Consider the following 25,486-nt stretch of genomic DNA (forward strand, 5'->3'; position numbering starts at 1 on the left):
GTTCTCCTCGGCGTGTTCTCCTGGCCCTTGCTGCGCTTCGGTGCAGTCGGTCATGCCGGTTGGCCTGGTCTGCGTAGGCGCGGGATGGGTGCCTCCGCGTCGGCGGCCGGCGGGGCGCCGCGCAGCGACTCGATCCGGGCGGCCATCGCGGCGACCGTCGGCGCGTCGAACAGCACCCGCATGGACAGCCGGGCGCCGACGGCCTGGCGGATGCGCAGCACCAGCTGCGCCGCCACCAGCGATGTGCCGCCCAGTCGGAAGAAGTTGTCGTGCGGGCTGACCTCGGTGACACCGAGGACGTCACCCCAGATCCGGGCGATGGTGGCGGTCAGGTCGCCGTCAGCGGCGGCCACGGTGGAGGTCACCGTGGCGGCGGCCGAGCCCAGTCGCCGCTCGTGACCCGCGACCGCGGCCACCGTGTAGGCGCCGATCGCCACCGAGCCGGTGCGGCCCTCGGCGAGGACCCGCTGCCCCGCGGCGACCGCCGCCGCGGGGGGCAGCCCGTCGTGTTCGGGCACGCCCTCTTCCTGCCACGCGCCCCAGGCCAGCGACACGAGGCGGGCCGGCCAGCCGTGCGGGCTGCGCGCGTACGCGTCGAGGAATGCGTTGGCGGCCGTGTCGTCGGCCCGGCCCAGGCCACCCGCGAGGGCGGTCACCGACGAGGTCAGCGCCACGAAGTCCAGCGGCAGGTCACCGAAGACCTCGCGCAGCACCAGCGTGCCGGTGACCTTGGGCCGCAGTTCCGCCGCCGCCTCGGCCAGCCGCGACCCGGCGGACAGGCCGGTGTCGGGCAGCTTCGCGGCATGGATGATGCCGTCGAGGCCGCCGAGGTCGCGCAGGACTTCGGCGCGGACCGCCCGCATGGCGGCTACGTTGGCCACGTCGGCGGTGAGGTGACGCACCCGGGCGCCCGCCTGCTCCAGGGCCTCGATCGTGGCCAGCGGCGGCTGCGCGGTGCGGCTCACCAGCACCAGCTGCGCGCCACGCCGGGCCAGCTCGGCGGCGAACGCGCCGCCGACCCGGCCCAGCCCGCCTGTGATCAGGTAACGCCCGCCGTCGCGGATACCCAACCCGGAGGTGGTACGGCCACCCGGCCGGACCGGCGCGAACTCGCGGGTCCAGCGGCGCCCGCCCAGCCGCAGCGCGACCGCCTCGGCCCGCTCGGTGCCGAGCAGTTCGTCCACCACCGCGTCCACACCGGGGTCGCCCGGGTCGGCGTCGACCCAGTGGCAGCACACCTGCGGGCGTTCCAGCGGCACCGAGCGCACCACCCCAGCCACCGTGGCGTGCTCCGGGCGCACCAGGTCGGCCCCGGTCACGTCGGCCACTCCGGCGGTGACCACATCGAGCTGCACGCCGGCGGCGGCCGGCAGCGCGTCCAGCAGCGTCAGCAGCGCGTAATACCCGTGCTCCTGGGCCGCCGACACGGCATCCACATCGGAGTCGGCCGGGTCGCCGTCCAGCGCCCATGCGTGCACGATCCGGGCGGCACGACCGTCGTCGGCGCACTCGTCGAGCAGCCGCTGATAGTCGGCGGCGTTGGTCGCACGCAGCTGGTAGCCGCCGGGGCGGACGGCGAAGGCAGCCCCAGGGCGGATCACGGTGACGTCGGTGCCGTGCTCACGTAGCCGGGCCGCGAGGGCCGTTCCGCGCTCACCGGAGGCGAAGAGCAGCAGCTGAGCGGGCGCCTCGGCGGGTGCCGTGGCGGGCAGTTGGTGCCAGACCGGTACCTCGACGATCCCGTCGTCGTAGCGGCGGTCGGCGGCCGGTTCGGCAGGTGCGGCCATCGGCGCCGGGTCGATCCAGTGCCGGGTCCGCTGGTACGGGTACCCGGGCAGGGGCACCCGGCGTGGCTTGTCGGGCGTGGGCACGCGTACGGGGACCCCGGCCGTCCACAACCGGCCCGCCGCCTCGTAGGCGGTCTGCCGGTCGGTCAGCTTCTCCCCCGGCGTGGGCAGCGTCCGCAGCGGCGCCCTGGCCCCCTGCGGCAGGCTGAGCCGGGCGAGCCCGGCGAGCTGGCGGCCGGGACCACACTCCAGCAGCAGCCACTCGTCGGCGGCACCCGTCGCGGCGAGCCCTGCCACCGTGGCCCTGAACCGCACCGGCCGGCACAGCTGCTCCCCCCAGTACGCCGGATCGGTGATCTGCCCGTCGGTGAAGGGTGCGGCGGTCGCGGTCGACCACACCGGCAGGTTCGGCGCCCGGCGCGGCACCGCCGCCACCAGCGCCGCGAATTCGTCGCGCACCGGGTCCAGCAGCGGCACGTGCATCGCGTACGGCGTCCGCAGCAGTGTGCAGCTGACGCCGTGTTCGCGCAGCGTGTCGGCGAAGGCGGTCACCGGCTCTGGTGCGCCGGCCAGCACGCAGGTGTGGGGCCCGTTGCTGATCGCCACGGCGACGCCGGCGGGCAGCAGGGGCGAGATCTCGTCGGCGCCGCGCTGTACGGCGAGCATGCGGCCCTGCGGCGCGGCCTGGACCAGCCGGCCCCGGGCAGCGGCGAGCCGCAGCGCGTCGGGCAGGTCGAAGACCCCGGCCACGGTCGCCGCCGCCAGCTCACCGATGGAGTGGCCGATCATCGCGGCGGGCGTGACACCCCAGTGTCGCCACAGCATCGCGGTGGCGTATTCGACGGTGAACAGGGCGGGTTGCAGCACCGGGGGTTCGGCCAGTCGCTCGTCGGCGCCGGGTGTCGTGCTGAAGATCAGTTCGTGCGGGTCCCAGCCGAGGATCCGGGCGCATTCGTCCACGGCGGCCGCGAATATCGGCTCGGTAGCGGCGAGGCGCGCGCCCATGCCGGGGTGCTGCGAGCCTTGGCCGGAGAAGAGCAGGCCCACCCGGGGCACCGTGGCGGCGTCCCCGCTGGCCCGACGCTTCGGGTCGGCCAGCGCTGCGGCCGCCTGGGCCCGGTCCACCGCGACGACGGCGGCCCGGTGCGGATAGACCGGCCGTCCCTCCCGCAACGTGTATGCCACATCGCGCAGCTGAAGCTCCGGTCGGTCGGTGAGCCGGGTGGCCACTTGGGCGCACGCCGCCGCCAACGCGGCCGGGGTCGCGGCGGACACCTGGATCAGCTCGCCACCATCGTGATCCGGCGGCGCGGCGGGTGCGGGGGGCGGTGGCTCCTGGAGCACCAGGTGGGCGTTGGTGCCGCCGAGGCCGAGTGAGCTCACCCCAGCCCGCAGCGGCCGCTGCTCCTCGGGCTCCCACTTGGTCAGTGTCGACACCACGTAGAACGGGCTCGCGTCGAAGTCGATCTCCGGGTGCGGCCGGTCGTAGTTGATGTTGGGCGGGATGAGCCGGTGCTGCATCGACAGCACGGTCTTGATCAGACCGATCACGCCGCCGGCCGCGCTGAGGTGGCCGATGTTGGCCTTGGTCGAGCCGACGCCACACCAGCCCCGCTCGGTGGTGCGCCGCCCGTAGGCCGCCGTCAGCGCCGCGATCTCGATCGAGTCGCCGAGGACCGTGCCGGTGCCGTGCGCCTCCACGTAGCTGACCGAGCGCGGGGCGATCCCGGCGACCGCGAGGGCCTGCACGACGACCTCCAACTGCCCGGTGACGCTGGGTGCGGTGAAGCTCGCCTTGGTCATGCCGTCGTTGTTGACGGCGTTGCCGATGATCAGCGCCCGGATGTCGTCTCCGTCGGCGAGCGCGTCGGACAGCCGCTTGAGCACGACGACCCCGACGCCGCTGCCGTAGACGGTGCCGTTGGCGTGCGCGTCGAACGGGCGGCAGTGCCCGTCGGCGGAGGTGTACCCGTCGTCGGCGACGTACCCGACGGCGTGCGGCAGCTCCACGCACACCCCGCCCGCAAGCGCCGTGTCGCACTCGCCGTTGCGCAGCGCCTCGCTGGCCAGGTGTATCGCCACCAGCGACGACGAGCAGGCGGTCTGCACGGTCATCGCCGGGCCGCGCAGGTTGAGCCGGAACGACACGGTGCTGGCCAGGTAGTCGGGCTTGTTGCCCAGCGACACCCGCAGCTCACCCGCGCCGGCCAGCGCCTGCGGGTTCCGGCGGACGTTGAGCCACTGGTAGAGGTCGGCGTTGCTGCCCGCGTAGACGCCGATCTCGCCGTCGTAGCGGGCCGGGTCGCAGCCCGCGTCGAGCAGAGCGGCGTGCGCGTGCTCCAGGAACAGCCGCTGCTGCGGGTCGGCCAGCTCCGCGTCGCGCGGGCTCATGCCGAACAGGCCCGCGTCGAAACAGTCGAACTGGTCGAGCACGGCCGCCACCGGCACGTACGCCGGATCGTCGAGTTCGTCCTCGCTGACCCCGCGCGCCAGCAGCTCAGCCCGGCTGAACCGGGTGAACGACTCGGTGCCGTCGACCAGGTTGCGCCAGAACTCCTCCGCCGACGACGCCCCAGGTACGCGCAGGCTGAGCCCGACGATCGCGATCGGCTCCACTGTCTCGTTCGTCACGACATCCCCTCTGGCTCGGCCGAATCGCGGATGTGCAGGCGCAACTCGCTGACATAGTGGCGGCCCTGACCGTCGGGCAGCCACGCCTGCGGCAGCCCGGGCAGCAGCTCCGACACCGTCACCGGCACGTTGTCGCCGCCCGCCTGGTGTGCCGCGCGCAGCAGCAGGCACAGCCGGTTGGCGTAGAGCGGGCTGGTCAGGTCGACGTACGTGGGTTTGAGCTCGGTGGCCACGCGGATGAAGACCCGCTCCGGCAGGCCCAGCGCGGCCCGCCACCGGCGCACCGCGAGGTAACGCTGTGCCTGGTCGATGGCGCTGGTCAGGCCGGTCTGCCCGACCGTGGTGCGCCACGCCTCCCGGGCCAGCACCAGTTTGTCCACGGTGACCCGGGGGCTGTGCGGGCGCTCGGTCATCAGCTTGAACGCGTCGGCGGCGTGCACCGCGATCAGGTCGGAGAACACCTCGACCAGCGGCCAGCGGGCGCCGTCGGGTCCGGTCGCCACCACGGCACCGTCCGCGTCGGACACCAGGACGGCGCTGGCCGGCATGAGGCGGTCCCGCCAAGCACCCGGCGCGTCGGCGAACGCGAACTGGTAGTCGCCCGGCGCGAACAGCGACGCCGACAACCGGCCGCCGACCCGGGGGAAATCGACCGGGTAGATCGGGCGCAGCCGTCCCGAGCCCAGGTCCGCCGCGTACGCGCGCCGCAGCCGGTCCAGGTCGGGATGGCAGTGCGTGAACAGTTCGGCGTTGAACGTCGCGAACGCCGCGTGCAGCTCACCGAGCACCGCGGCGAACTCGCCGTCGGCCAGCGCCTGCGGCGACTCCGCGAAGATCTGCAGGTCCGGGCTGTGCACCCGGCCCGCGCTCCAGCCGGGACGGGTCGCCGGGAACTGCTCGGCCACCCGGGGCGCCAGTTCGGCCGAGCTGACCTGCAGTCGCGTGGCGTCGGCGGGCAGGTCGGCGAGCCCGAGCACCCGTTCCCAGCGGGCGGCGAATTCGTGCGCGACCCGGTCGACGGGGCGGTCGCCGGGCCCGAACAGCGGCCCCTGGGCGAAGAACCACAGGTCGCCGAGCCGGACCGGTCCGTCGCCGCTCAACTCGGCGTACAGGTCGCGCAGCGCGTCGCCGTACGCCGTGGCCAGTTCGGCGGTAAGCCAGCGCGCCGCCTGCAACGGCAGGGCCAGTGCCGGGGCCAGGGAGTCGAGCAGGCCGGTGCCGACCGTGAACTCCACGTCGCGGGCGGTTTCCTCGTGGCACAGCGCCCGCCCGGCGTAGTTCTGCCCGGCCCGCCGGCGTGGCGGCAACCCGGTCAGGTCGGTGAACTCGGCGTCCAATGCGGACAGCGCGTCGGTCAACGCGGTGGGGTCACCGGCGGCGTCGGCGACCCTGCTCCGGGCTCCGGTCAGCCGGTTCAGCCCGGCCAGGGCGTTTTCCCGGAGCGTCGGGTCGCCGATGGCGTCGATCCGCTCGCGCAGGCGCGCCTCTGCGGCGAGGCCCTGCGGCAGGTCGAAGTCCCAGCGCAGCAGGCCGCGTTCGGCCAGGTGCGCCAGCAGCAGGAACCCTTCCTCGGCCCGGCGTACGCCGGCCTGCTCGTCGCGGACCAGGTCGTCGACGATCTCCCGCGCGGGGCGGCTGCCGTCGCAGCATGTCAGCGCGATCGACTCGGTCAGCGACACCGGTGTCGGGCGCTGGGCGGGCCGGTGCACGACCCGCCCATCCAGCCAGGCGTGCGGCGCCAGGGCCGGGGGCAGCCACGCCCGCACCCGCGGGTCTGCCGTCAGTTTGTCCGCGTACGCGGCCAGGGCCCAGTATTCGAGGTAGACGGCGCGCTGGCGGAGCAGGCCGGGGCCGGGCTTGGTGGTGATGGTGGCCGGGCCGGGTTCGACGGTGCCCCAGCACACCGGCCCGAAGAAGCCGATGGTTTCGCACTTGGCGACATAGCGCTGCCAGTACCCGGCGACGACGTTCTCCCGGCCTCGGCGGCGGACGTTGCGTGGCCCGTCCGGGCCGTCGTTGACCAGCCCGTCGAGCGCCACCAGGACATCCGGGTTCTGCCAGGTCACGGCCTCACGGAACAGCGGGTCGGCGGCGATCTCGCACACCGCCGCCGAGGACGCCCGGGTGGCCTCGGCGTACGCGGCCGTGAACGCCGACGCGTCGAGGTCACCGGCGAGGTGACGGTCGGCGGCGTCGGCGCAGTCCGGTGCGGCGAAGCGGTCCAGGCCGTCGGCGGGGAACCCGGCGCTGCGCAGCAGCGCGTCACGCCAGACCGACCAGCCGGTGTCGCCGAGTGGGACCAGGTGCGTCACGCCGGATCCTCCTCCAAGGCGGGCTCACCGGTCGGGCGACGCCGGGCGCGTTGCAGGCGGACGGCACCGCGGCGCGCGGCCCGTTCCACCGCCGCGTCCTCGGCGCTGTCACCAGACGATTCCGTGGACGCGCGGGCGTCGTCCAGGTGCGTGGCAAGCGTGCGGACGGTCGGATGGCGGAACAGGTCCACCACCCGCAGGTTCGTGCCGAGCAGCCGGTTGAGCTGCCGCTGCACGACGGCGACGGCCAACGAGCCACCGCCGACGTCGAAGAAGCTGTCCGTCGCCGCCACCTCTGGTACGCCGAGCACGTTGCACCAGACCGACGCGATCTGGCGTTCGGTGGCGGTGGCCGGGCGTTCGGGGATCGCGCCCGACCGGCCCACGGCCCGCTTGACCCGGGCGGCCCGGGTAACGTCGCCCGGCCTCCCGGCCGGGATGGCCGTCCAGCCGGGCAGCTGTGACACGGGTTGCTGCGGATCGGCGGCTCCGGCCCGCAGCATCTGCTCGACCTCGCCGAGCACGGCCGCCATCAGGCTAGTGCCGTAGACATCCGGGTTGAAGACGATCTCCACTCGCAGCTGCCCGTCCCGGGTCACGCCGTAGAGGGTGAGGTCGAACGGCGACCCGGGCGCGGCCACCGGCACCGGCTCGCTGCCGAGCCCGGCCAGGTCCAGCTTCGGCTCGTCGAACGTGTACATGTTGAACAGCACCTGCACCAGCGGGCTGCGGTCCAGCAGGCCGCCGAGGCCGAACCCGCCGACGATGCGTTCCACCGGCGCTTCCGGGTGCGCGAGCGCGGCGAGGAGTTCCTCCCACGCGGCGCGCACATGCTCGGCGAAGCCCGCCTCGGGAGCTTGACGCAGCCGCAGCGGTGCGATCTCGATGAAAAACCCGACCATGTGCTCGAAGTCGGCGGCTCGCCGGTCCACCGTGGGCGTGCCGATGACCAGGTCCGGGTGGCCGGTGCGGCGGGCCAGCACCAGCGCGAACGCGGCCAGCACGGCAGCGGCCGGGGTCGCGCCGAGCCCGGCGGCGAGGTCGGTGAGGGCGGCCGTCGCGGCCCGGTCCAGCCGGGTGGTCACGGTCGCGCTGCTGAAGGTCTGTTCGGCGGGCCGGTCTCGTCCCCCGGGCAGCTCCACCACGACGGGTGCGCCGGTCAGGTGCTCCAGCCACCAGTTAAGGTCCTGCTCGGCGCGTCGCCGGGACCGGTCGGCGCGCCACGCGACATAGTCGCCGTAGGTGGCGGGCAGTGGCGGCAGCGGCGCCCCGTCGCCGAGCACGGCGCGGTAGGCGGCGGCGAGGTCGGCGTAGAACAGCGACTGGGACCAGCCGTCGAACACGGCGTGGTGGGCGTAGACGGCCAGCACGTGCTCGTCGGCGCCGGTCCGGATCAGTTCGGCCCGCCACAGCGTGTCGGTGGCCAGCGTGAACGGTGTCGCCGCACCCGCCGCGAGGTGTGTGGCGAGGTCCGTGCCCGGGGCCAGCTCGCGCACGGGCAACGGCACCAGCGTGGGCGGGTCGACCACGGCGTACGGGACGCCGTCGGTGTCCGGGATGCGCCAGCGCAGGATCTGCTGGCGGTCCGCGACGGCGGTGAGCGCCGCGGCCAGCGCCGCGATATCGAGGGGGCCGGTGAGCCGTTCGGCGAAGGCGACGTTGTAGGCCGACGCGGCGGCGTGGAAGTAGCGGTCGAGGAACCACAGCCGCTGCTGCGCCGGGGACAGGGCCGGCGGACGGCCCCGGGTGACGGTGGCCGGGCTGGCCTCGGCGGCGGCGTCGGCGCGGGCGGCGATGCCGCGCAGCGTACGCCCGATCAGCACGTCCTCGATCGCGATGTCCCGGCCCAGCCGCTCCCGCAGGTCGGCGACCAGCCGCATCGCGGTGATCGAGTGTCCGCCGTGGTCGAAGAAGTCGGCGTCGCGGCCGACGGCCGGCTCGTCCAGCAGCACCGCCCAGGCCTGCGCGATCAGGCGCTCGGTGTCGGTGGCCGGCGCCTCGCCCTGCAATGTCGGGGCGGGTTCGGCGGCGGTGGGTGCGGCCAGCCGCTCAGTGTCGATCTTGCCGTTGATGGTGATCGGCAGCGCGGCCATGGTGAACATCCGCGCCGGGACGGCCGCGGCCGGCAGCAGCCGCGCGCAGTAGGCGCGCAGGTCCGCCACGTCCAGGCCGGTCGCCACGTACGCGACGAGTTCCTGGCCGGCGGGGCCGCCGCGCGCCTGGACGCTGGCGTTGCCCACCTCAGGGTGGCGGCGCAGCACCGCCTCCACCTCGCCGAGCTCGATCCGCTGTCCCCGGATCTTGACCTGCCGGTCGGCCCGGCCGAGGAATTCCAGGCTCCCGTCCGGCAACCATCGGGCCAGATCGCCGGTGCGGTAGAGCCGCTGCCCGGGCTGCTCGGTGAACGGATCCGGGATGAACCGCTGCGCGGTGAGCGCGGGGTCGAACAGGTACCCGCGGCCGAGCCCCGGCCCGCCGGCCAGCACCTCGCCGATCTCACCGGGACCGACCTCGCGCAGGCTGTCGTCGACGAGGTGAATGCGGTGGTTGGCGGCGGGCTTGCCGATCGGGATGGGCCGGGTCCAGCTGCCGCTGCCCTCGAACCAGGTCACCAGCACCGTCGCCTCGGTCGGGCCGTAGACGCTGATGAACCGGCGGCCCCCCTCGGTCCACCGGCCGACCTGCTCCGGGCCGGTCGCTTCCCCACCGGTCATCACCAGCCGTACGCCGGGCAGCCGGTCCGGGTCCAGCAGCGGCAGGATCGGCGGTGGCAGCACCACGACGTCGACGTCCTGCTCGGCGCACACCCGGTAGAGCCCGGTCGGGTCGGCCCGTTCGGCGTCGCCGGCCAGTACGACCGTACTGCCGGCGGCGAGCGGTGCGAGCAGGTCGGCCACCGAGGCGTCGAACCCGATCGAGGCGAAGGCCAGGCACCGGGTCGCCCCGCTGTAGTTGGCGAAGTCGGCGATGTTGGTGACCTTTTCGGTCAGCGCCCGGTGCTCGATCACCGCACCCTTGGGCTGCCCGGTCGACCCGGACGTGAACATCGCGTACGCCGTGGTGGACAGCGTGGCGGGCGTCGGCTGCCAGGGCGCCGTTTCGGCTGGTACGCCCAGCACGGTCAGGTCGCCGAAGGCTTCGGTCGCGGCGGTGGGCGTACCCACGATGACGTGCAGGCGGGCCTCGGCGGACAGTTCACGCAACCGCTGCGGCGGCAGCGCCGGGTCGAGCGGGACATACCCCGCGCCCGCCGCTTGCACGCCGAGCAGGGCGACCACCAGGTCCGGACGGCGATCCACGCAGACACCGACGAGGTCGTCCGGGGCGATGCCGTGAGCGCACAGCGACGCGGCGAGGGCGCTGGCCCGGCCGACGAGGTCACCGTAGCTCAGGGTCAGGTCACCCTGCACGACCGCGGGCGCGTCGGGACGCCGCTGAGCGTGCCCGGCGACCAGGTCGGGCAGGCACAGCTCGGGATAGGGCAGGTGGGGGCCGTTCACCGGGTTGCCTCGATCCAATGTCTGGTCCGCTGGAACGGATAGCCGGGCAGCGGAACCCGCCGCCCCCGCACCACGGGCAGGTCGCCACCGTCCAGCCAGGAGCGCGCACCGGCGTCGTCGGCCACCGGTCCACCCTGCGCGAACGCGGTCAGCTGCCCCACCGCCTCCTCGGCGTCGGTACACCCGACTGCAGCCCGGTATGCCAGCCGCCGCCGTCCCACCGCCAGCGTGTGCGCTACATCCGCCACGGCGAGGTCACCCACGGCCAGCCGTTCGGCCAGCCGCCGGGCCAGCTCCCGCAGCGCCGCCGGGCTCCCCGCCGACAGCCCCAGCACCACCCGATCATGGCGTTCTTGTCCGAGCGCGCCGTCAGGGCTGTCCGGCTCGGCATGGTCGTTCGCACCGGGCGCCTGCTCCACCAGCACGTGCGCGTTGGTGCCGCCGAGGCCGAACGAGCTGACCCCGGCCCGCCGCTGCCCGGCCCACGGCCGGGTCTGCGCGCTGACCTGCGCACCGGCCGCGGCCAGGTCGACGTCGCCCTGCGCGCCGGTGAAGTGCGCCGTGCCCGGCACTTGTCCGGTGTGCACGGCGTACACGGCCTTGATCAGGGAAATCACGCCGGCGGCGGCGTCCAGGTTGCCGAGGTTGCCCTTCACCGAGCCGAGCAGCAGCGGGCTGCGGCTGCCCCGGCGTGCCCGAGTCAGGGCGTCGACCTCGATCGCGTCCCCCACCGGGGTGCCGGTGCCGTGGCCCTCCAGGTAGCCCACATCGGCCGGGTCCCAGCCCACCGACGCCAGCGCCTCCGCCAGCACCGCCGCCTGCCCCGCCACGCCCGGTATGGTGAAGCCGGGCCGGTCGGCGCCGTCGTTGTTCACGGCCCAGCCCGGGAGGACGGCGTAGACGTTGTCGCCGTCGGCACGCGCCTCAGCGAGGCGCTTGAGCACCACCGCACCGGCACCGTTGCCGAACACCTGCCCGGTGGCGGCCGCGTCGTACGGACGGCACACCCCGTCCGTGGCCAGCAGGCCGCCCGGCCGCAGGCGGTAACCGGCCTGCCGGGTCGAGACCACCGCCGAGCCACCCGCGATCGCCACGTCGCAGCGGTAGTCCAGCAGGCTCTGCGCCGCCTGGCATACCGCGACCAGCGATGTCGAGCAGGCGGTCTGGATCGCCACGGCCGGTCCCGCCAGCCCCAGCGCGTACGCGGTGCGCGTCGGCAGGTAGTCGCAGCCCGAGCCGGTCAGCGCGTCGTCCCAGTCCTCGGCCAGGCCACCGAAGCCCGGCTTCAGAGCGGGATTGCCCAGCAGGTGATGGTGCAGGTAGCGGTTGGGGCCGCACCCGGCGAACACGCCGACCTGGGCCGGGTCACGGTCGGGATTGATTCCGGCGTCCTCCAGAGCGCGCCAGGCGACCTCGAGGAACAGCCGGTGCTGCGGATCGAGCAGCGCCGCCAGCTCGGCGGGATAGCCGAACAGGTCCGCGTCGAAGCCGTCCAGGTCGTCGAGCCGCCCGAACACCGGCACCCAATCGGGGTCGGTGAGGGCACCCTCGGCGGCGGTCAACCGGCGCACCGAGTCGATTCCGGACAGCAGGTTTCGCCACATGGCGGCTGCGTCCTCCGCGCCGGGCACCTGGCAGGACAGGCCCACCACCGCAATCTGGTCGTCCTCGCTCACGTCTGCCCCTCCCCGCCACCACCGGCCCGCGCGGCTCTGCGCCGCGCCATCCGGTTCCCGACTGCCGCCAAACGACCATCCGCCGGTACGCCATCCACGCCCACCGCCACCGCCAGGTGTGCCGCCAGCGCCGCCACCGTCGGGAACTCCACCAGCCGGGCCAGCGGCACCCGCCGGTCGAGGCGTTGCTCCAGGTGCCGCTGCAGCAGGGCAAGCTGGAGCGAATGCCCGCCCAACTCGAAAAAGCTCACCTGGCGGTCTACAGCGGGCAGCCCCAGCACCGCGCACCAGACCGCCGCGATCGTCTCCTCAAGCGGCCCCGACGGCAGCCCGGCCGTCCCCGCGACGGTTCGCACGGCCTCGGCATCCGGGTCGGGCAGGGCGGCCTGGTCAAGCTTGCCGGTCGGGCCCATCGGCAGCTCCGCCACCGCCACCACGGCCCGGGGCACCATGAAGTCCGGCAGCACCGCCGCCAACCGCTCCCGCAACCGTCCCGGCGCGATGCTCGCCCCCACAGCCGGGACCGCGTACGCGATGATCTCGTGCTCGTCGGTGCCGGACGCGGCCGCGCTGCGCCGGGCCACCACGGCGGCCTGGCCCACCCCGGGCAACCCGGCCAGGTGGGCTTCGATCTCGCCCAGCTCCACCCGATAGCCGCGGATCTTCACCATCCGGTCGCTGCGGCTCAGGTAGACCAGCGACCCGTCGGGCAGCCGCCGCGCGATGTCCCCGGTCCGGTACGCCCGCACCCCGCCGTGCTCGATGAACCGCGCCGCCGTGAGCTCCGGCAGGCCCAGATACCCCAGCGCGACGTGCGGGGTACGCACAATCACCTCGCCGGTCAGGCAGGTGGGGCGTCCGGCCGGGTCGGCCAGCACCACCTCGATGCCCGGCAGCGGGTGCCCGATCGGCACAACGGCCTGTTCCAGCTCCGCACCGGGCGGCAGGTGGTGCTGCGCGGCGAAGCTGATCTCGGTGGTGCCGTACCCGTTGACGAACACCACACTAGGCGCGAACGACCGGCGGGCCAGCGTTACGTCGTGCCTGGTCACCTCCTCGCCGCCGAGCACGACGGCTCGGATCGACGGCAGCCGCCCACCCTCGCCCAGGCTCGCCACCAGGTATCGGTAGACGGTCGGGGTGGAGTGGTAGATCGTGACGCTGCGTTCGGCGAGGGCGTTGCTCAGGTGGCCGAGGCCGTGTGCGCGTACGTCGACGGGGACGGCGGCGGCACCGGACAGCAGGGCGCTGAACGTGTCGGTGACCGCCATGTCGTAGCCGAACGAGGTGAGCACGCTGGTGCGGTCATCCGGCCGGATGGCGAGGTTGCGCACGTGATTGCGTACGCCGAACAGCACGTTGCGGTGGCTCTGCACCACACCCTTCGGCGTCCCGGTCGACCCCGAGGTGTACAGCACGTACGCCGGGTCGTCCGGCCGGGCGAGCCCCCTCAGCACCGACAGGTCCGGCTGGGATGTGCCTGGCTGGAGGTGCACGATCGGCAGCTGCGGCAGCCCGGCTTCGGCGGCCAGCGTGGCGGCGAGCCGCGTGTGCTCGGGGTCCGTGACGATGGCCCGCACGCCGGCGTCGCGCAGCATCCCGGCCAGCCGGACCGCCGGGAACACGGTGTCCAGCGGCACGTAGGCGGACCCCGAGGCCAGCACCGCCAGGATGCCGGTGATCGTGGCGACGCCGTGGCGGCACAGGACCCCGACCGGCGCAGGCGGCGGCCCGTTGTCCGGGTCAGCCAGGGCCACGGTGGTGGCGGCTACGGCGGCTGCGAGTTCGTGATAGGTCACGGTCGCGTCGTCGGCCAGCACCGCCACGCGCTGCGGGTAGGCGGCGACGACGGATGCGAACGCGGTCGGGATCGTGTCACCGCGTACGCCGTCGGCTTCGGTGCCGTCGCCGCCGTGCAGCCGGGCCAGTGGTGGTGTAGGGCGCTGTTCGTAGCGGGCCGACGGCATTGCGTCGGCCGACGACGCGGCCGGGTCCAGGGCGGACAGGAACTCGGCCAGGTCGGCGCACAGGTCGTCGGCGTAGTCACCGGGCAGCCCCGACAGGGTGCCTTCGCCCAGGTCAGGGCGCATCTGGACGCTGGCGTTGGCGGTGGAACCCGGCGGTGCCGGGCGCACCGACCGCCACAGCTCGCGGATCGGGGCGTCGGCGGTCAGGTCCAACGTCACCAGGTCGTCGCCGTGCCGCAGCGTCACGACCTGGGCGCCGGTGTACCGGCGTACTAGCAGGGCGGTCGCGGTGAGGACCACCGCAGCCGGGGTGACCCCGGCGGCGTGGGCCTGCGCGGCAAGCCAGGCAGTCCGCTCGGGTGACAGGCCGAGCGGGCGGTCGGAGTACGCCGGGCTCACCATCGGTTCAGGACGGCGGCCACGACGTCGGCGACCGTGGACACCTCGGCGTCCGCGTCGGCGACGGCGAAGTCGTTGGAGTAGCTCCCGGTGCCGTGCACCACGATGTCGTGCCCGACCGGCACCAGGCCGCGGTCGATGGCGTTGCAGACACCGGTCAGCGCCATCACGACCGACCACTCCCGCAGCTGCTCGGGGTCGGCGGGCAGCTTGAGCCCGGCGTTGGCGAGCCAGTCCCGGGCCGCCGGGTAGCGCTGGGCGCATTCGCGTCGCGACACGACGATGCCGTCGCCGCCGTGCCGCTCGATCAACGCGTTCATCGCCGGGGAGGTCACCGGGCGGTGGGTGTAGAAGGTGGGGTCGAGCACCTCGGTCGGGTCATCGGTGACGGCCGGGAAGTGCGGGTCCTTGTCCTGCGTCCAGGTGCCCGCGCTCTCATCGAGGGTGTAGGTCGGGCAGTTGTTCCGCTCGAACGAGCCGTGGCGCAGGCTGAGCACCATGTCGGGCGTACCGAGGTGCTGCACGAGCAGGAAGCCGGGACGGTCGGCTGGGCTGGCCTTGCCGGCCGCTTCGAGCACGTCGCGGCCCAGGTTGTAGCCGAGCAGGCCGAAAGCGCTGGAGACGGCGTGCGCGTGCCAGCGCGGGCGGGCAGCGCTGGCCGGGGCCACGTCAGCCTCGAAGGCGGCCCGGGCGGCGTCCGCGACCAGGTAGTTCTTCAGGTCCAGGGTGTACCACAGCGTGACGCCGTGCTTGTCGTGCATCGTGGCGGCGTACTCGTCGACGAACGCGCGGCCGAGCGACTTCACTCCTTCCGGGTCGCTACCGGTGTACCGCAGCAGCGGGTTGACCTGGCGCGACTGCGGGTCGGCGGCGAGCGCGTCGTGGCGGAACTTGTGCCGGGTCGACTGTGGCGCCAGCACCACGATGGACAGCTGCTGCGGCGTCACCAGCCTGGCTGCGTAGGCACGGGCCACCGAGTCGCGCAGTGCGACACCTTTGTTGCCGGAGGTCGGCGTGAAGATGCACAGCCGCGTTCCGGTGCGCCGGATGTATTCCACGGCGCGGGCGACGATCACCATCGACGCGAACGTCTTGGTGGTCTGGGTGCCCGGGTTCGCGGTCAGGTCGAGCAGCTGGAGGTGGTGCCCGCCGTATTCGCCCAGCGGGGACCAGCTCGCGGTGGCGGCGGAGTAGTACTCGCGCACAGCCGGGGTCAGCTCGGGCAGGTCGAAGCCAGGCGCGAAGCCGGGCGTACCGGCGGGGCCGCCGGGGACGGCGCCGCACTGATCCACGGCTGACGTGATGACGTCGTAATAGTCGGTGATCAGGTTGCGTGTGGTCGGGGCGGTCACGGACATCGGGATTCCTCCAGCACACGAGAGGCCTGCGCCGGCGTCGGGGGCGCCGTTCGCAGATGGTCGCGCAGGGCGATGAACCGGGCGAAGACCTCAGGCAGTTCAGTGACGGGCCAGCCTTCGGCCAGTTCCGGCTGGTACGCCGACAGCGCCGCCCGGGCACGCTCCGGATAGCGCACGTGACCGTCGCTGACCTCGACGCCGTCACGGTGCCCGGCGGCGGTGTTCCAGGCGACGGCCTGCGCCGTGCTGACCTCGGACGGCAGCCGCAGCTCGGCCCGGCCGCCGCTGAGCCGGACCGGATAGCCGCCCGGCAGCCCCAGCGGCCCGGGCAGGTTCGCCATGACCTCATCCGCGTCGGCGGCGAGCCCCGCCACCAGGGCGGCAGCGGCGTGTCCGGCCAGCGCGTTCAGCTCCGGCCGGGGCAGGGCACGGTAGCCGGCCAGCAGCCTGGTGACGTCCGGGACGGGCAGGCCGTCCAGCCAGGCGCGTACCTCGGCGGCGTCGTCCCCAAGGCTGTTCGGGCCGGGCGCGGCGAGGTGGGCGTGGTGGCCGAGCACCGCCAGCCGGCGCGGCCCGGGACGGCCCAGCGCGGCGTCCAGACACGCGGCCAGGGTCGCCACGTTGCCGATGCCGCACAGCACGGGCAGATTCAGCGCTGTCAGCAGCGGGTTGACCGCGTCCGGGAAGCAGCCGTTGACCAGTAACGCGTCCGGTGCGCCGCCGGCCAGCGCGGCGGCTAGCCGGGACACCAGCTCGGCCTGCAACGCCAGCGTCACCCCGAAGCCGGCCGTGGCGACCAGCTCCGTCCAGGCCGACGGCGCGTGCACCCGCTCGTACGGCGACTGTGCCGACGCGGCGCAGACCAGCACGTCGGGGCGGAGTCGGGCCATCGACACGGCGTCGGCGGCGTACCCGTCGCCGGGGTCGGTGGACGATTCGGCGGTGAACGGCTCGGCGGTGAAGCTGACCCCGGTCCCGGCGACCGTGGCACGTACCTGCGCGCCCCGGGCCGCGCCGAGGGCGGCGGTCAGGTCACGGGCCAGCACGGTCACGCGTACCCGCTGGGGGGTGTGAATCGAGGCCAGGGAATCGCACAGCGAGCGGGCGAGCTGGCCGCTGCCCACCACGACGACGTGCCGCGGCGCGTTACCGAGGGGGGCTGACATCGCGTCTCGCGTCCGTGACCCGGGCCAACCAGTCGGCGAAGGACCCGGCGCGCAGGCAGCTCGCCGGGGACACCTCCAGGTCGGTCATTTCGCGCACCCGGTGCGCCACCCGCAGCGCGGTCAGCGAGTGCCCGCCGAGGGCGAGGAAGTTGTCGTCGTCATGGACGGCATCGACGCCGAGTGTGACCCGCCACGCCTCGCGCAGCCGGTCGGCGAGGGCGCTGCCCTGCTCCGGGGCCGCTTCCGCGTGCCGCCGGGGTGGCGGCGGCAGCTCCAGCCGGGCCACCTTGCCGTTGGGCAGGCGGGGCAGGCTGTCGACGAAGACGAGCTGGTCCGGGTGCATCGCGGGCGGCAGCACCGACGCCAGGTATCCCTGGAGCAGCCCGGTTGTCAGCAGCTGGTCGGCGGGCTCATCCCAGGGCGAGGCCACCGGCGGCGGATCCTGCGGCCGCATCGCGTAGATGTAGCTGACATCGGCGTCCGCGCCGACGTTCCAGTCGCCGATCTCGTGCACCTCGAACCCGGCCGTCGACAGCAGCTCGCGCACCTGCGGCGCGGTCACGCTGCTGCGCTCGACCTCCAGGCACACCTGGCGGATGCGGGGCCAGTGCTCCGGGCGCAGGCCGCGCAGCACACTCAGCTCGGCGCCCTCGGTGTTGACCTTCAGCAGGTCAACCCGGTCCAGCCCGAACCGGTCCAGCAGCTCGGACAGGGTCATCGTCGGCACCACGTGCGCCACGGAGGTCAGGCGCCGGTGCGCGTCGGCCAGCAGCGCGGCCTGCTCGGTCTCGTCGGCGCCGCCGCCACCCTGCCGGTAGTGCGATCGGACCAGGTCCGACGCGGCTTCGACCCGGTCGGCGCCCAGGCCGGACAGGTAGCTCAGCTCGGGAAACGAGATCAGCTTGGCCGTGCCCGCCACATCGGTCACCGCAGCCTCCACGATGCATGCGGACTCGGCGTAGAGGCTGAGGTTGGCCCGAAGGTAAGGCAGGGTGTCCGGGTTCGGCTCGACCGCGATCAGGTGCACGTCGCGCGCCTGGCGGGTCGCCCACAGCGAGAACAGGCCGATGTTGGCGCCCACATCGACAACGACCGCACCGTCACCGAGATGTACGCCGAACCGCGAGTACTCCGCGTGGTCGAAGATCTGCCGGTAGAGGAAGACCGCCTCGTCCGGCGACGCCGCCGTCACCGCCATGCCGTTGGGCAGCCGGTACCGGGTCAGCCCGCCGATCGCCGGGGCCCGCCGTGGCTGCGGCACCACGTACCCGACCAGGCGCGGCTCGGAATCCTTGTCCGGCACGGCCACGACCACCGCGTCGTGCACGGCGGGATGCTTGCGCAGCACCGCGGCGACCTCGCCCGGCTCCACCCGGATGCCTCGGATCTTGATCTGGTCGTCAACCCGGCCCCGGAACTCCAGGAAACCCTCCGGCGCGACCCGCACCAGGTCACCGGTGCGGTAGAGCCGGGCACCCGGCTGTGCCGGATCGGGCCGGAAACGTTCCGCTGTCCGCTCGTCGTCGCGCAGGTAGCCCAGGCCGACCGCGACCCCGCCGATCCACAGCTCACCGGTCTCGCCGTCGGCGACCGGCCGGAACTGCTCGTCCAGCACCCGCGCCGACACGCCGGCGATGATCCGGCCGACCGGGGCGATGCTGCCCGCGTACGCCTCAGAGCAGTCCCAGTAGGACACGTTGATCGAGGTTTCGCTCGGGCCGTACCCGTTGAACAGCCCGCACGGCAGCGCCTCACGCCACCGCCGGACCAGCTGCATGTCCAGCGCCTCACCACCGCACAGCACCCGCCGCAACGTGACGCATCCGGCGAGTTCCGGCTCGTCGAGGACGTGCCGCAGCATGGTCGGCACGAAATGCGCGGTAGTGACGGCTTCCCGCTGGATCAGCCGGACCAGGCCGAGACTGTCGAATTGCAGGCCCGGGCCCGCGATGACCACGGTGCCCCCCGCGATGAGCGGGGAGAAGATCTCGTGCACCGACGCGTCGAACCCGATCGACGCCTTGTGCAGCACCCGGTCGTCGGCGGCGAAACCAAACCAGTCGTGGCCCCAGGCCAGCCGGTTGACCAGCCCGGCGTGGTGCAGCACGACACCCTTCGGCTGGCCGGTGGAACCGGAGGTGAACAACACCAGCGCGGCCTGCTCCCCCGGCGGCAGCCAGCCCGCGCGATCCGGCAGGTCGGTTCCCGGCACCGCCTTGGCGGTACCCACATCGCGCCAGCGCGTGCCCGCCGGCGCGGCGACGGTAGCGGGCCGGTCCGCGTACAGGACGAGCCGGGGTGCGGCTATGGCGAGCATCTGCTCGGCCCGGCCGGAGGGTAGCTCGGGATCGATCGGCACCGCGACCGCGCCCACCGTGAGCGTCGCCAGCAGCGACGTCACGTAGTCGGCGGATCGGTGCAGGTAGAGGCCGACCAGGTCACCCGGCCTGATCCCGGCCCGGCGCAGCAGTTCGGCCGTCGCGTCGATCCGCTCCCACAGCTGTGCGTAGCTCAGCTCACCGTCAGGGGCGACGATCGCGGGCCGGCCGGCGTCGGCGCCCGAGGGGCGGTGTACCAGATCGAGCAGGTAGCGCGGGCTGGACATGGCGGTCATGCCGTCCTTGTCGCGACCGCGACGATCGCCATCCGGGGCACCTCGGCGACGAACTGCCCGTCGGCCCGGTAGACCACCGGCCGCGCCGGGATGCCGTCACGGCCACCGAGCGCGGCCAGGTAGCCGGTGTGGTCGAAGTGGTGCGTCAGCAGCCGCCACACCTCGTCATCGCTCAGCGTCGCGAGAAACTCCCGTACCCCGTACATGTCGCCGACATAGTCGCGAATCCGCGCGTGCGCGGACTGTGCGGTGTCGGCGCGCACGATCAGCGGGTCATAGAGGTCGACGATGCGCACCGGCAGATCGGCCTCGGCGAACAGGCGGGCCAGTTCCGCCCGGCTGAAATGCTGGTAGTCGTGGCCACCGGAGGCGTGCGGATGCACCACCTCACCGAAGAATCCGGCCATCGGGCTCGACTCGTCGAAGTCGTGCAGCACGATCCGGCCACCGGGGCGGACCACCCGGGCCGCCTCCGCCACCGCCAGCGGCCGCTGGTGTCCCGGGATGTGATGCGTTCCGTAGGCGAGCAGCACCGCGTCCAGGCTGGCGTCGCGCAGAAACAAGAATTGCGCGGCCTGGCGTACGGCGGGCAGGCCGTGCGCGAGCGCCTTGTCGACCATGTGGCCGGACAGGTCGCCGGTGATGAACGCCAGCTTGGACTCGAAACAGGCAGACTGGCTGCTCGCCGCGCGCGCCACGGTGCCGTCGCCGCCGAGCACGTCCAGGATGACGGTGACCGCCTCGGATCCGGCCGGAGTGGCCAGCTCCAGCAGGTGCCGCATTCCGGTCCAGCGCACCAGGGTGTCGCGCTGGGCCCGGCGATAAGAGTCGCCCCGGCCGGTGGAGTCGGTGTCGAACTCGCTGACCGTGGCGGCCAGCTCCGCCAACGCCGCAGCCGCACCCGGCCGCTCGAAATCAAGCATCTCGCGCAGCTGAGGGTGGACGGTCGCCACCACATGCAAGTACTCACGCAAAATCAAGGACGGCAAGTACGACGGGCTCATGAGCACCTCGGCGCACGAAAGGTTTGCCGCCTCGTCAGCGACGTCCCTTTGATGAAACGGATGGCGAACTTTAGCACCGCATCTCGCCGGGCGGCTACGTCGAACACCCGACACAATGGAAGCCCTCGGGTGGGCAAGAGTCCTTATATACATCCATTGTCGATGATTACGCCGCAGCGGTGTGAGTGGCGACGATGCGTCGCATAAGGTCCAAGATTTCCGACTGGTAATCAGTCAGGAAGAAATGCCCACCGGCGAACACATGTCGCTGCGGCGGGGCCGCGCATTCCAGCGCCCACCCGGCCGCCCGGTCCAGGTCCACGTGCCCGTCCCGCTCGCCGAGCAGCACGTGCACCGGCAGTTCCAGCGGCGGCTCGGCACGGTAGGTGTACCGCTCGGACAGGGCGAAGTCGGCCCGGATGCCCGGCAGGATGATCTCCATCATCTCCCGGTCCGCCAGCAATCCGGCCGGGGTGGCCCCGAAGTCGCGCAACGCCTCGATCAGGCCGGTGTCGTCGAGTTCAGAATAACGCTGCGTGATCAGCCGGGTCTGCGGCGCCTCGGCCCCGCTGACCAGCAGCGCCAGCGGATCGGGCGCGTCCCGGCGGCGCAGCTCCCGGGTCACCTCGAACGCCAGCAGCGCACCCAGGCTGTGCCCGAACAGCAGGAACGGCCCCGACGCCCGCTCGATGACGGCCGTCGTCAGCTGATCCACTAGCTCCGTAACGTCGTCCACGGGCGGCTCGTGCATCCGGACTCCCCTGGCCGGCATCAGCGCGACCTGCAACGACAGCTCCGGCTCAGCCATCGCCTGCCACTCCATGAACGACGCGGCGATGCCACCGGCATACGGGAAGACGAAGACCTGCGCATCGCCGGTGGACTGCGCCAGCGACCCGAACCAGCGGCTCGCGCCGCCCGCACTCACCGGGGACATGACCGCGAGCATAGGTCAACCAAGGTGCAGAGCCGTCCAGGCCGTGACCCCGGGCGGCTCCGCAACGGATAACGGTCAGGCGGCCAGCAACGTTGCTTCAACCGCCGCAAGCAATGGCGTGACCTGGCCACCCGCTACGCCAAACGCGCATCCCTCTACCGGCCAGCCTGGTCCTCATCGCCGCCATCATCTGGCTCCAAGATCGACAGGAAACCTAGTTGCTGCGTTTGCTGGCGTCGAGGGCAGCCTGCTCCACTCGCTGGCGGTAGTCCAGCCACCATGACTCGTCGGCGGCGGGCAAGTTGTCGTTCCTGGGCAGCAGCCCGGCCGCGCCGTCGATGAGTTCGCGCACGATGTCAGCGTGGCCGGCGTGCCGTTGTGTTTCCGCGGTGACGTGGACCAGGACGTGGTGCAACGTGACCGCCGCATCGCCCCACCACGGCACGCGGCCGACCTCATCCATTGCAAGGGCTTCAATGGTGGTGTCGGCGTGGGCGATCGCGCGACGGTACAGTGCGACGATCTCCTCGCGGGTCTCATCCGCGGTCGCCCACATGTCGGCGTTGGTTTCCGCTCCGTCGCCGACGTACGGCAGCTCCTGCTCGAACGGTCGGCCGAACACGACGCCGAAGTAGAGGATCTCCATGGCCGCCGAGTGCTTCACCAGGCCGAGCAAGTTGGTTGCGGTCCGGGTCAACGGACGCCGAATGTCGTATTCGCTGAGCCCATCGAGCTTCCACAGCAGCGCGTCGCGGCCGCCCTTCAAGTACCTGTGCAGGTCTGCCTTCACGACGGCACTATGGCATCCGGTCGGGTGTCGGCGCTGCCCCGGACAATCCACAGCGCTCATGATCGGCCGGGCACGCCCTAGACCGCAAGGGTCGGTACGGCGGAGGCAAAGATGTTGTCCGGGTCGTAGCGGCATTTGGCGCTGACCAGCCGCTCGTAGTTGGGGCCGTAACTCGGTGGGATCCGCTCGGGCTCATCCGCGCCGAGCAGGTTCGGGTAACCGCCGGGCAACGCCAACGGCGCCAACCGTTGCGACGTTTGGTCGGCCCAGTCGCCGTGCCCCGCTTCGGCGTCCTCCGGCGCCCACGCCCCGACGATCTCGACAAGCAGGTGGTCCGTGCGCAGCCCGAAGGCGGTCTCGGCCTGGCCCACTCGGGCGGCGGCGCCGTGGAAGTGGTGCATGGAGATGGCCGAGTACGGCGAGGCGATCTGCGCGGCGGCGTCAGTAAGCTCCTCGGCGGCGGCCTCGGACAGGTGAGACAGCCAGCGGGTACGCAGCCGGTAGTGGTTGCCCTCACGCATCGCGCCGTCGAACATGCTCAGCGCGTCGTGATACGGCGTTGCGGCGATCTGGCTCATGATCGGGTTGCCCAGCCGCTCCAGCCCCGCGATGAGCCGCTCGCCCTCGGCGAGGTCAGCTCCGCTCCACATGGGGCAGAGGAACACCAGGGGTGGCCCGTCCGGGTTGGGCAGGAAGCCCGCCATGATCGTCGCCTCGTCGGCGGTGGTGGCCACGATCTCGCGGTACCCCGTCAGCACGGTGGCCGCCTGGGCGAACGGGAACAGCGTCATCCCGGCCAGCACGGTCGGCAGCTCGTGCAGCCGGTACATCAGGCTGGTGACCACACCGAAGTTGCCGCCGCCGCCGCGCAAGGCCCAGAACAGTTCGGCGTCGCCGTCCGGGCTGGCGGTCACGAGGCGGCCGTCGGCCAGTACGACATCGGCGCGCAGCAGGTTGTCCACCGCCAGCCCGTACCGCCCGCAGAGTGGACCGTAACCGCCGGCGAGGTCAGACCGGCCATCCCGACCGTCCGTACGGTCCCCGTGGGCGTGGCTAAGCCGTACTGCTGCCCAGCGCCGGAAACATCGCCGATGTGCGCGCCGCCCCCGACCGTGGCCGTACCCGCCTCGGTATCCACCGCCACCTGCCGCATGCCGGACAGGTCAAGCACCAACCCGCCGTCGCGCAGCGCCCGCCCTGCCCAGTCGTGGCCCCCGCCACGGACGGAGAGCGGCACGTCGTACTCGCGGGCGGTCAACACGGCGGCGCGTACGTCGTCGTTGTCAAGGCACCGGACGATCGCGACGGGCCGGTGCGTGACCGCACAGTTCCAGATCCGGGTAGCCGACGCGAACCCATTGTGTGTGGGCAGCAGTAGCCGGTCACCGAACACGGGGCGCAGCCGCTCGGTGGCCCGAGCCACGTCGGCGCTGGCGTTGATCGAGGTCATTGCGGCTCCCGACGAGGCAGCGGCCCCCGCCATACAGGAGGTGTGACGGTTGGCGGGAATCCGGGGGTGGCGGCGACGCTAACATCGCCACGCGGATGCCGCTGTCCGGAACCGGACCCTTAGTAGTGCTTTGTTAGGTTGGGACGAGTTGGCGGCAGAGGGGGCAGAACCCGAGCCAGGTCGCGAGTAGGTACTGCAGTTGCCGGAGGACGGCGTAGAGGCTCAGGTCTGCCCCGTTGCTTTTGGGCGTGTGAGCCGTAGTTGGGTGAGGAACAGCTGGGCGGCTGCGGCGAGGGTGACGTGGCGGTGCCAGCCGATCCAGGATCGGCCTTCGAAGTGGTCGAGTCCGAGGGCGGTCTTGAGTTCGCGGTAGTCGTGCTCGACGCGCCAGCGGCTCTTGGCCAGGCGGACCAGTTCGGCAAGTGGTGTGTCGGCGGGCAGGTCGGACAGCCAGTAGTCGGTGGGCTCGCCCTGGCCGGGAGGCCACTGCACGAGCAGCCAGCAGTCGGGCAGGACACCGTCATCGCCGCGGTGGGGTCCGCGTCGGATCACCCGGCCCGCGGGGCGCACCCGCAGGGCGAAGAAGTGCCCGGACAGCTCACCGACTGGCCGGTCCGGGGCGCGGTCGGGCGCGGGTAGCCGGGCACGCCAGCGCACCAAACGTGTTGCGTCGGCGCCGTGGGCGAGGGCGAGGTCCTTCAGGCTGCGAGCAGGATGGGGGTACTTCGGTGTGGGGTGCTTGCCGATTCCGGCGTAGGGGACCTCGACGGGTTGAGCGTCGCCGGGTTGAGCGGTGGTGCTCGACGTGGTCGCCACGATGTAGGGAATGCCGCGTTCGGTCAGGCCCTGGCGGAACTCCGCGACCTGGCCGTAGCCGGCGTCGGCGGTCAGCAGCGGCGGACGCAGCCCCCACGCGGCCAACTCGTCGAGCATTTCCAGGGCCATCAGCCACTTCGGCCGGTACCGCTCGGCGTCGGGGACCTTCGATGCGGTGCGCCGCCGGCGGATCTGGTCGATCTGTTCCTCGCGAGGCAGCTGCACGCGCGGGTGTGGTTTCTTCGCCCCGGCCTGGTCGAGGGTGACCGGCTGCTGGCGCAGCCTGCGGGCGTGCGGGTTCGCGGGCTTGCCGTCCGGGCCGGGGACGCAGGTGTCGTCCCAGGACTCCGGCACGAACAGTCGCCAGTTCAGCACCGCCGAGGCGGCGTCGGTCGCCGCGTGGACGCTGACGGCGATCTGGCAGTTGGCGACCTTGCCGAGCGTGCCGGAGTACTGCCGGGCCACGCAGGCCGAGGCCTTGCCGTCCTTGGGAAACCCGGTGTCGTCCACCACCCACACCTGAGGCGTCACCAGGTCGACCGCAGTCGTCGCCAGTCGCCGTCGCACACCGGCCACATCCCAAGTGGACGAGGTCAGGAACTGCTGCAACTGCTGGTGATCGACCCCGAGTCGCTCGGCCATCGGCTGCATCGACTTACGCCGGCCGTCCAGCATCAACCCCCGCAGATACCGCAAGCCGGTCGCACGCTGGTCCGACCGCCGCAACCCCGCGAACACCCCTGCCGCGAAATCCTCCAACTGCGCCCGCACCCGAACGAGTTCCCGCTCATCCACGCACCGGACCCAAGCACCAGCACGACGCTCATTCAAGCGACACGCCACAACGACCTAACAAAGCACTATTAGTAGTGCTTTTGTTAGGTCGGCAACCTGACGGCGGGTGGCGACTGGCCGGGCCCGTCCGACGCGTCGGCGCCTTTTCCGTCCCGCGCGCTCGTGGACTAGGTCCGCGCCTAGCAGTGGACGGCGGCGGGCCTGGTCCCACCCGGCCCGCCCCCGACGTGACTTGACAAGAAAGTTAACCAATCGGCAGTCTTCTATGAGAGAGCGCTCTCTCC

The 25,486-nt window shown here is 72.6% G+C and carries 14 protein-coding genes; all 14 read right to left on the reverse strand.

Translation table 11 applies throughout. The features are described 5' to 3' along the window. Window positions 1–50: 50 nt before the first annotated feature. Window positions 51–4,418 (reverse strand): type I polyketide synthase, encoded by a 4,368-nt coding sequence (locus A6A27_RS04730; RefSeq protein ID WP_073833228.1) that lies wholly within the window; start codon window positions 4,416–4,418, stop codon window positions 51–53. Then, window positions 4,415–6,730, reverse strand: coding sequence for a lantibiotic dehydratase (locus A6A27_RS04735; protein WP_073833230.1), 2,316 nt, complete (start codon window positions 6,728–6,730; stop codon window positions 4,415–4,417). Before A6A27_RS04735 ends, A6A27_RS04730 begins: the two co-directional genes overlap by 4 nt. Beyond that, the gene (locus tag A6A27_RS04740; RefSeq protein ID WP_083672420.1) at window positions 6,727–10,230 is read right to left on the reverse strand and encodes a non-ribosomal peptide synthetase; all 3,504 of its coding nucleotides are present in this window, start codon (window positions 10,228–10,230) and stop codon (window positions 6,727–6,729) included. Before A6A27_RS04740 ends, A6A27_RS04735 begins: the two co-directional genes overlap by 4 nt. Next, a complete protein-coding gene (locus A6A27_RS04745) occupies window positions 10,227–11,906 on the reverse strand; it encodes a beta-ketoacyl synthase N-terminal-like domain-containing protein (protein WP_073833232.1) in 1,680 nt (559 codons plus the stop codon). The genes A6A27_RS04740 and A6A27_RS04745 overlap by 4 nt, the downstream gene beginning before the upstream one ends. After that, on the reverse strand, window positions 11,903–14,275 hold the full coding sequence (locus A6A27_RS04750; protein ID WP_143193879.1) for a non-ribosomal peptide synthetase: 2,373 nt from the start codon (window positions 14,273–14,275) through the stop codon (window positions 11,903–11,905). The genes A6A27_RS04745 and A6A27_RS04750 overlap by 4 nt, the downstream gene beginning before the upstream one ends. Beyond that, window positions 14,269–15,630 (reverse strand): DUF6002 family protein, encoded by a 1,362-nt coding sequence (locus A6A27_RS04755; protein WP_073833235.1) that lies wholly within the window; start codon window positions 15,628–15,630, stop codon window positions 14,269–14,271. Before A6A27_RS04755 ends, A6A27_RS04750 begins: the two co-directional genes overlap by 7 nt. Further along, window positions 15,621–16,796 (reverse strand): potassium transporter TrkA, encoded by a 1,176-nt coding sequence (locus A6A27_RS04760; RefSeq protein ID WP_073833237.1) that lies wholly within the window; start codon window positions 16,794–16,796, stop codon window positions 15,621–15,623. The genes A6A27_RS04755 and A6A27_RS04760 overlap by 10 nt, the downstream gene beginning before the upstream one ends. Next, window positions 16,777–19,410, reverse strand: coding sequence for an amino acid adenylation domain-containing protein (locus A6A27_RS04765; protein ID WP_241825070.1), 2,634 nt, complete (start codon window positions 19,408–19,410; stop codon window positions 16,777–16,779). The genes A6A27_RS04760 and A6A27_RS04765 overlap by 20 nt, the downstream gene beginning before the upstream one ends. Beyond that, window positions 19,407–20,333 carry a class I SAM-dependent methyltransferase gene (locus tag A6A27_RS04770; protein WP_241825071.1) on the reverse strand — a complete coding sequence of 309 codons (927 nt, stop codon included), beginning with the start codon at window positions 20,331–20,333 and terminating at the stop codon, window positions 19,407–19,409. The genes A6A27_RS04765 and A6A27_RS04770 overlap by 4 nt, the downstream gene beginning before the upstream one ends. Before the next feature lie 247 nt (window positions 20,334–20,580). Continuing rightward, entirely contained in the window at window positions 20,581–21,351 is a 771-nt protein-coding gene (locus tag A6A27_RS04775) for a thioesterase II family protein (protein ID WP_241825072.1), read from the reverse strand. A gap of 214 nt (window positions 21,352–21,565) precedes the next feature. After that, window positions 21,566–22,141, reverse strand: coding sequence for a DinB family protein (locus A6A27_RS04780; protein WP_073833241.1), 576 nt, complete (start codon window positions 22,139–22,141; stop codon window positions 21,566–21,568). 77 nt (window positions 22,142–22,218) lie between these two features. Beyond that, window positions 22,219–23,103, reverse strand: coding sequence for an FAD-binding oxidoreductase (locus A6A27_RS44820; RefSeq protein ID WP_198940187.1), 885 nt, complete (start codon window positions 23,101–23,103; stop codon window positions 22,219–22,221). Next, a complete protein-coding gene (locus tag A6A27_RS44825) occupies window positions 23,052–23,591 on the reverse strand; it encodes an FAD-binding oxidoreductase (RefSeq protein ID WP_198940188.1) in 540 nt (179 codons plus the stop codon). Before A6A27_RS44825 ends, A6A27_RS44820 begins: the two co-directional genes overlap by 52 nt. Before the next feature lie 222 nt (window positions 23,592–23,813). Beyond that, window positions 23,814–25,202 carry an IS701 family transposase gene (locus A6A27_RS04790; protein WP_073833243.1) on the reverse strand — a complete coding sequence of 463 codons (1,389 nt, stop codon included), beginning with the start codon at window positions 25,200–25,202 and terminating at the stop codon, window positions 23,814–23,816. Between the last annotated feature and the right edge of the window lie 284 nt (window positions 25,203–25,486).

It is taken from the genome of Micromonospora sp. CB01531, from assembly GCF_001905095.1.
Lineage (GTDB): Bacteria > Actinomycetota > Actinomycetes > Mycobacteriales > Micromonosporaceae > Micromonospora.

Coding starts and splice junctions, on each gene's coding strand:
- A6A27_RS04770 (WP_241825071.1), bottom strand. CDS start 20,333: ATGCTTGATTTCGAGCGGCCGGGTGCGGCTGCGGCGTTGGCGGAGCTG.
- A6A27_RS04755 (WP_073833235.1), bottom strand. CDS start 15,630: ATGTCCGTGACCGCCCCGACCACACGCAACCTGATCACCGACTATTAC.
- A6A27_RS04765 (WP_241825070.1), bottom strand. CDS start 19,410: ATGACCGCCATGTCCAGCCCGCGCTACCTGCTCGATCTGGTACACCGC.
- A6A27_RS04750 (WP_143193879.1), bottom strand. CDS start 14,275: ATGGTGAGCCCGGCGTACTCCGACCGCCCGCTCGGCCTGTCACCCGAG.
- A6A27_RS04775 (WP_241825072.1), bottom strand. CDS start 21,351: ATGTCCCCGGTGAGTGCGGGCGGCGCGAGCCGCTGGTTCGGGTCGCTG.
- A6A27_RS44825 (WP_198940188.1), bottom strand. CDS start 23,591: ATGACCTCGATCAACGCCAGCGCCGACGTGGCTCGGGCCACCGAGCGG.
- A6A27_RS04760 (WP_073833237.1), bottom strand. CDS start 16,796: ATGTCAGCCCCCCTCGGTAACGCGCCGCGGCACGTCGTCGTGGTGGGC.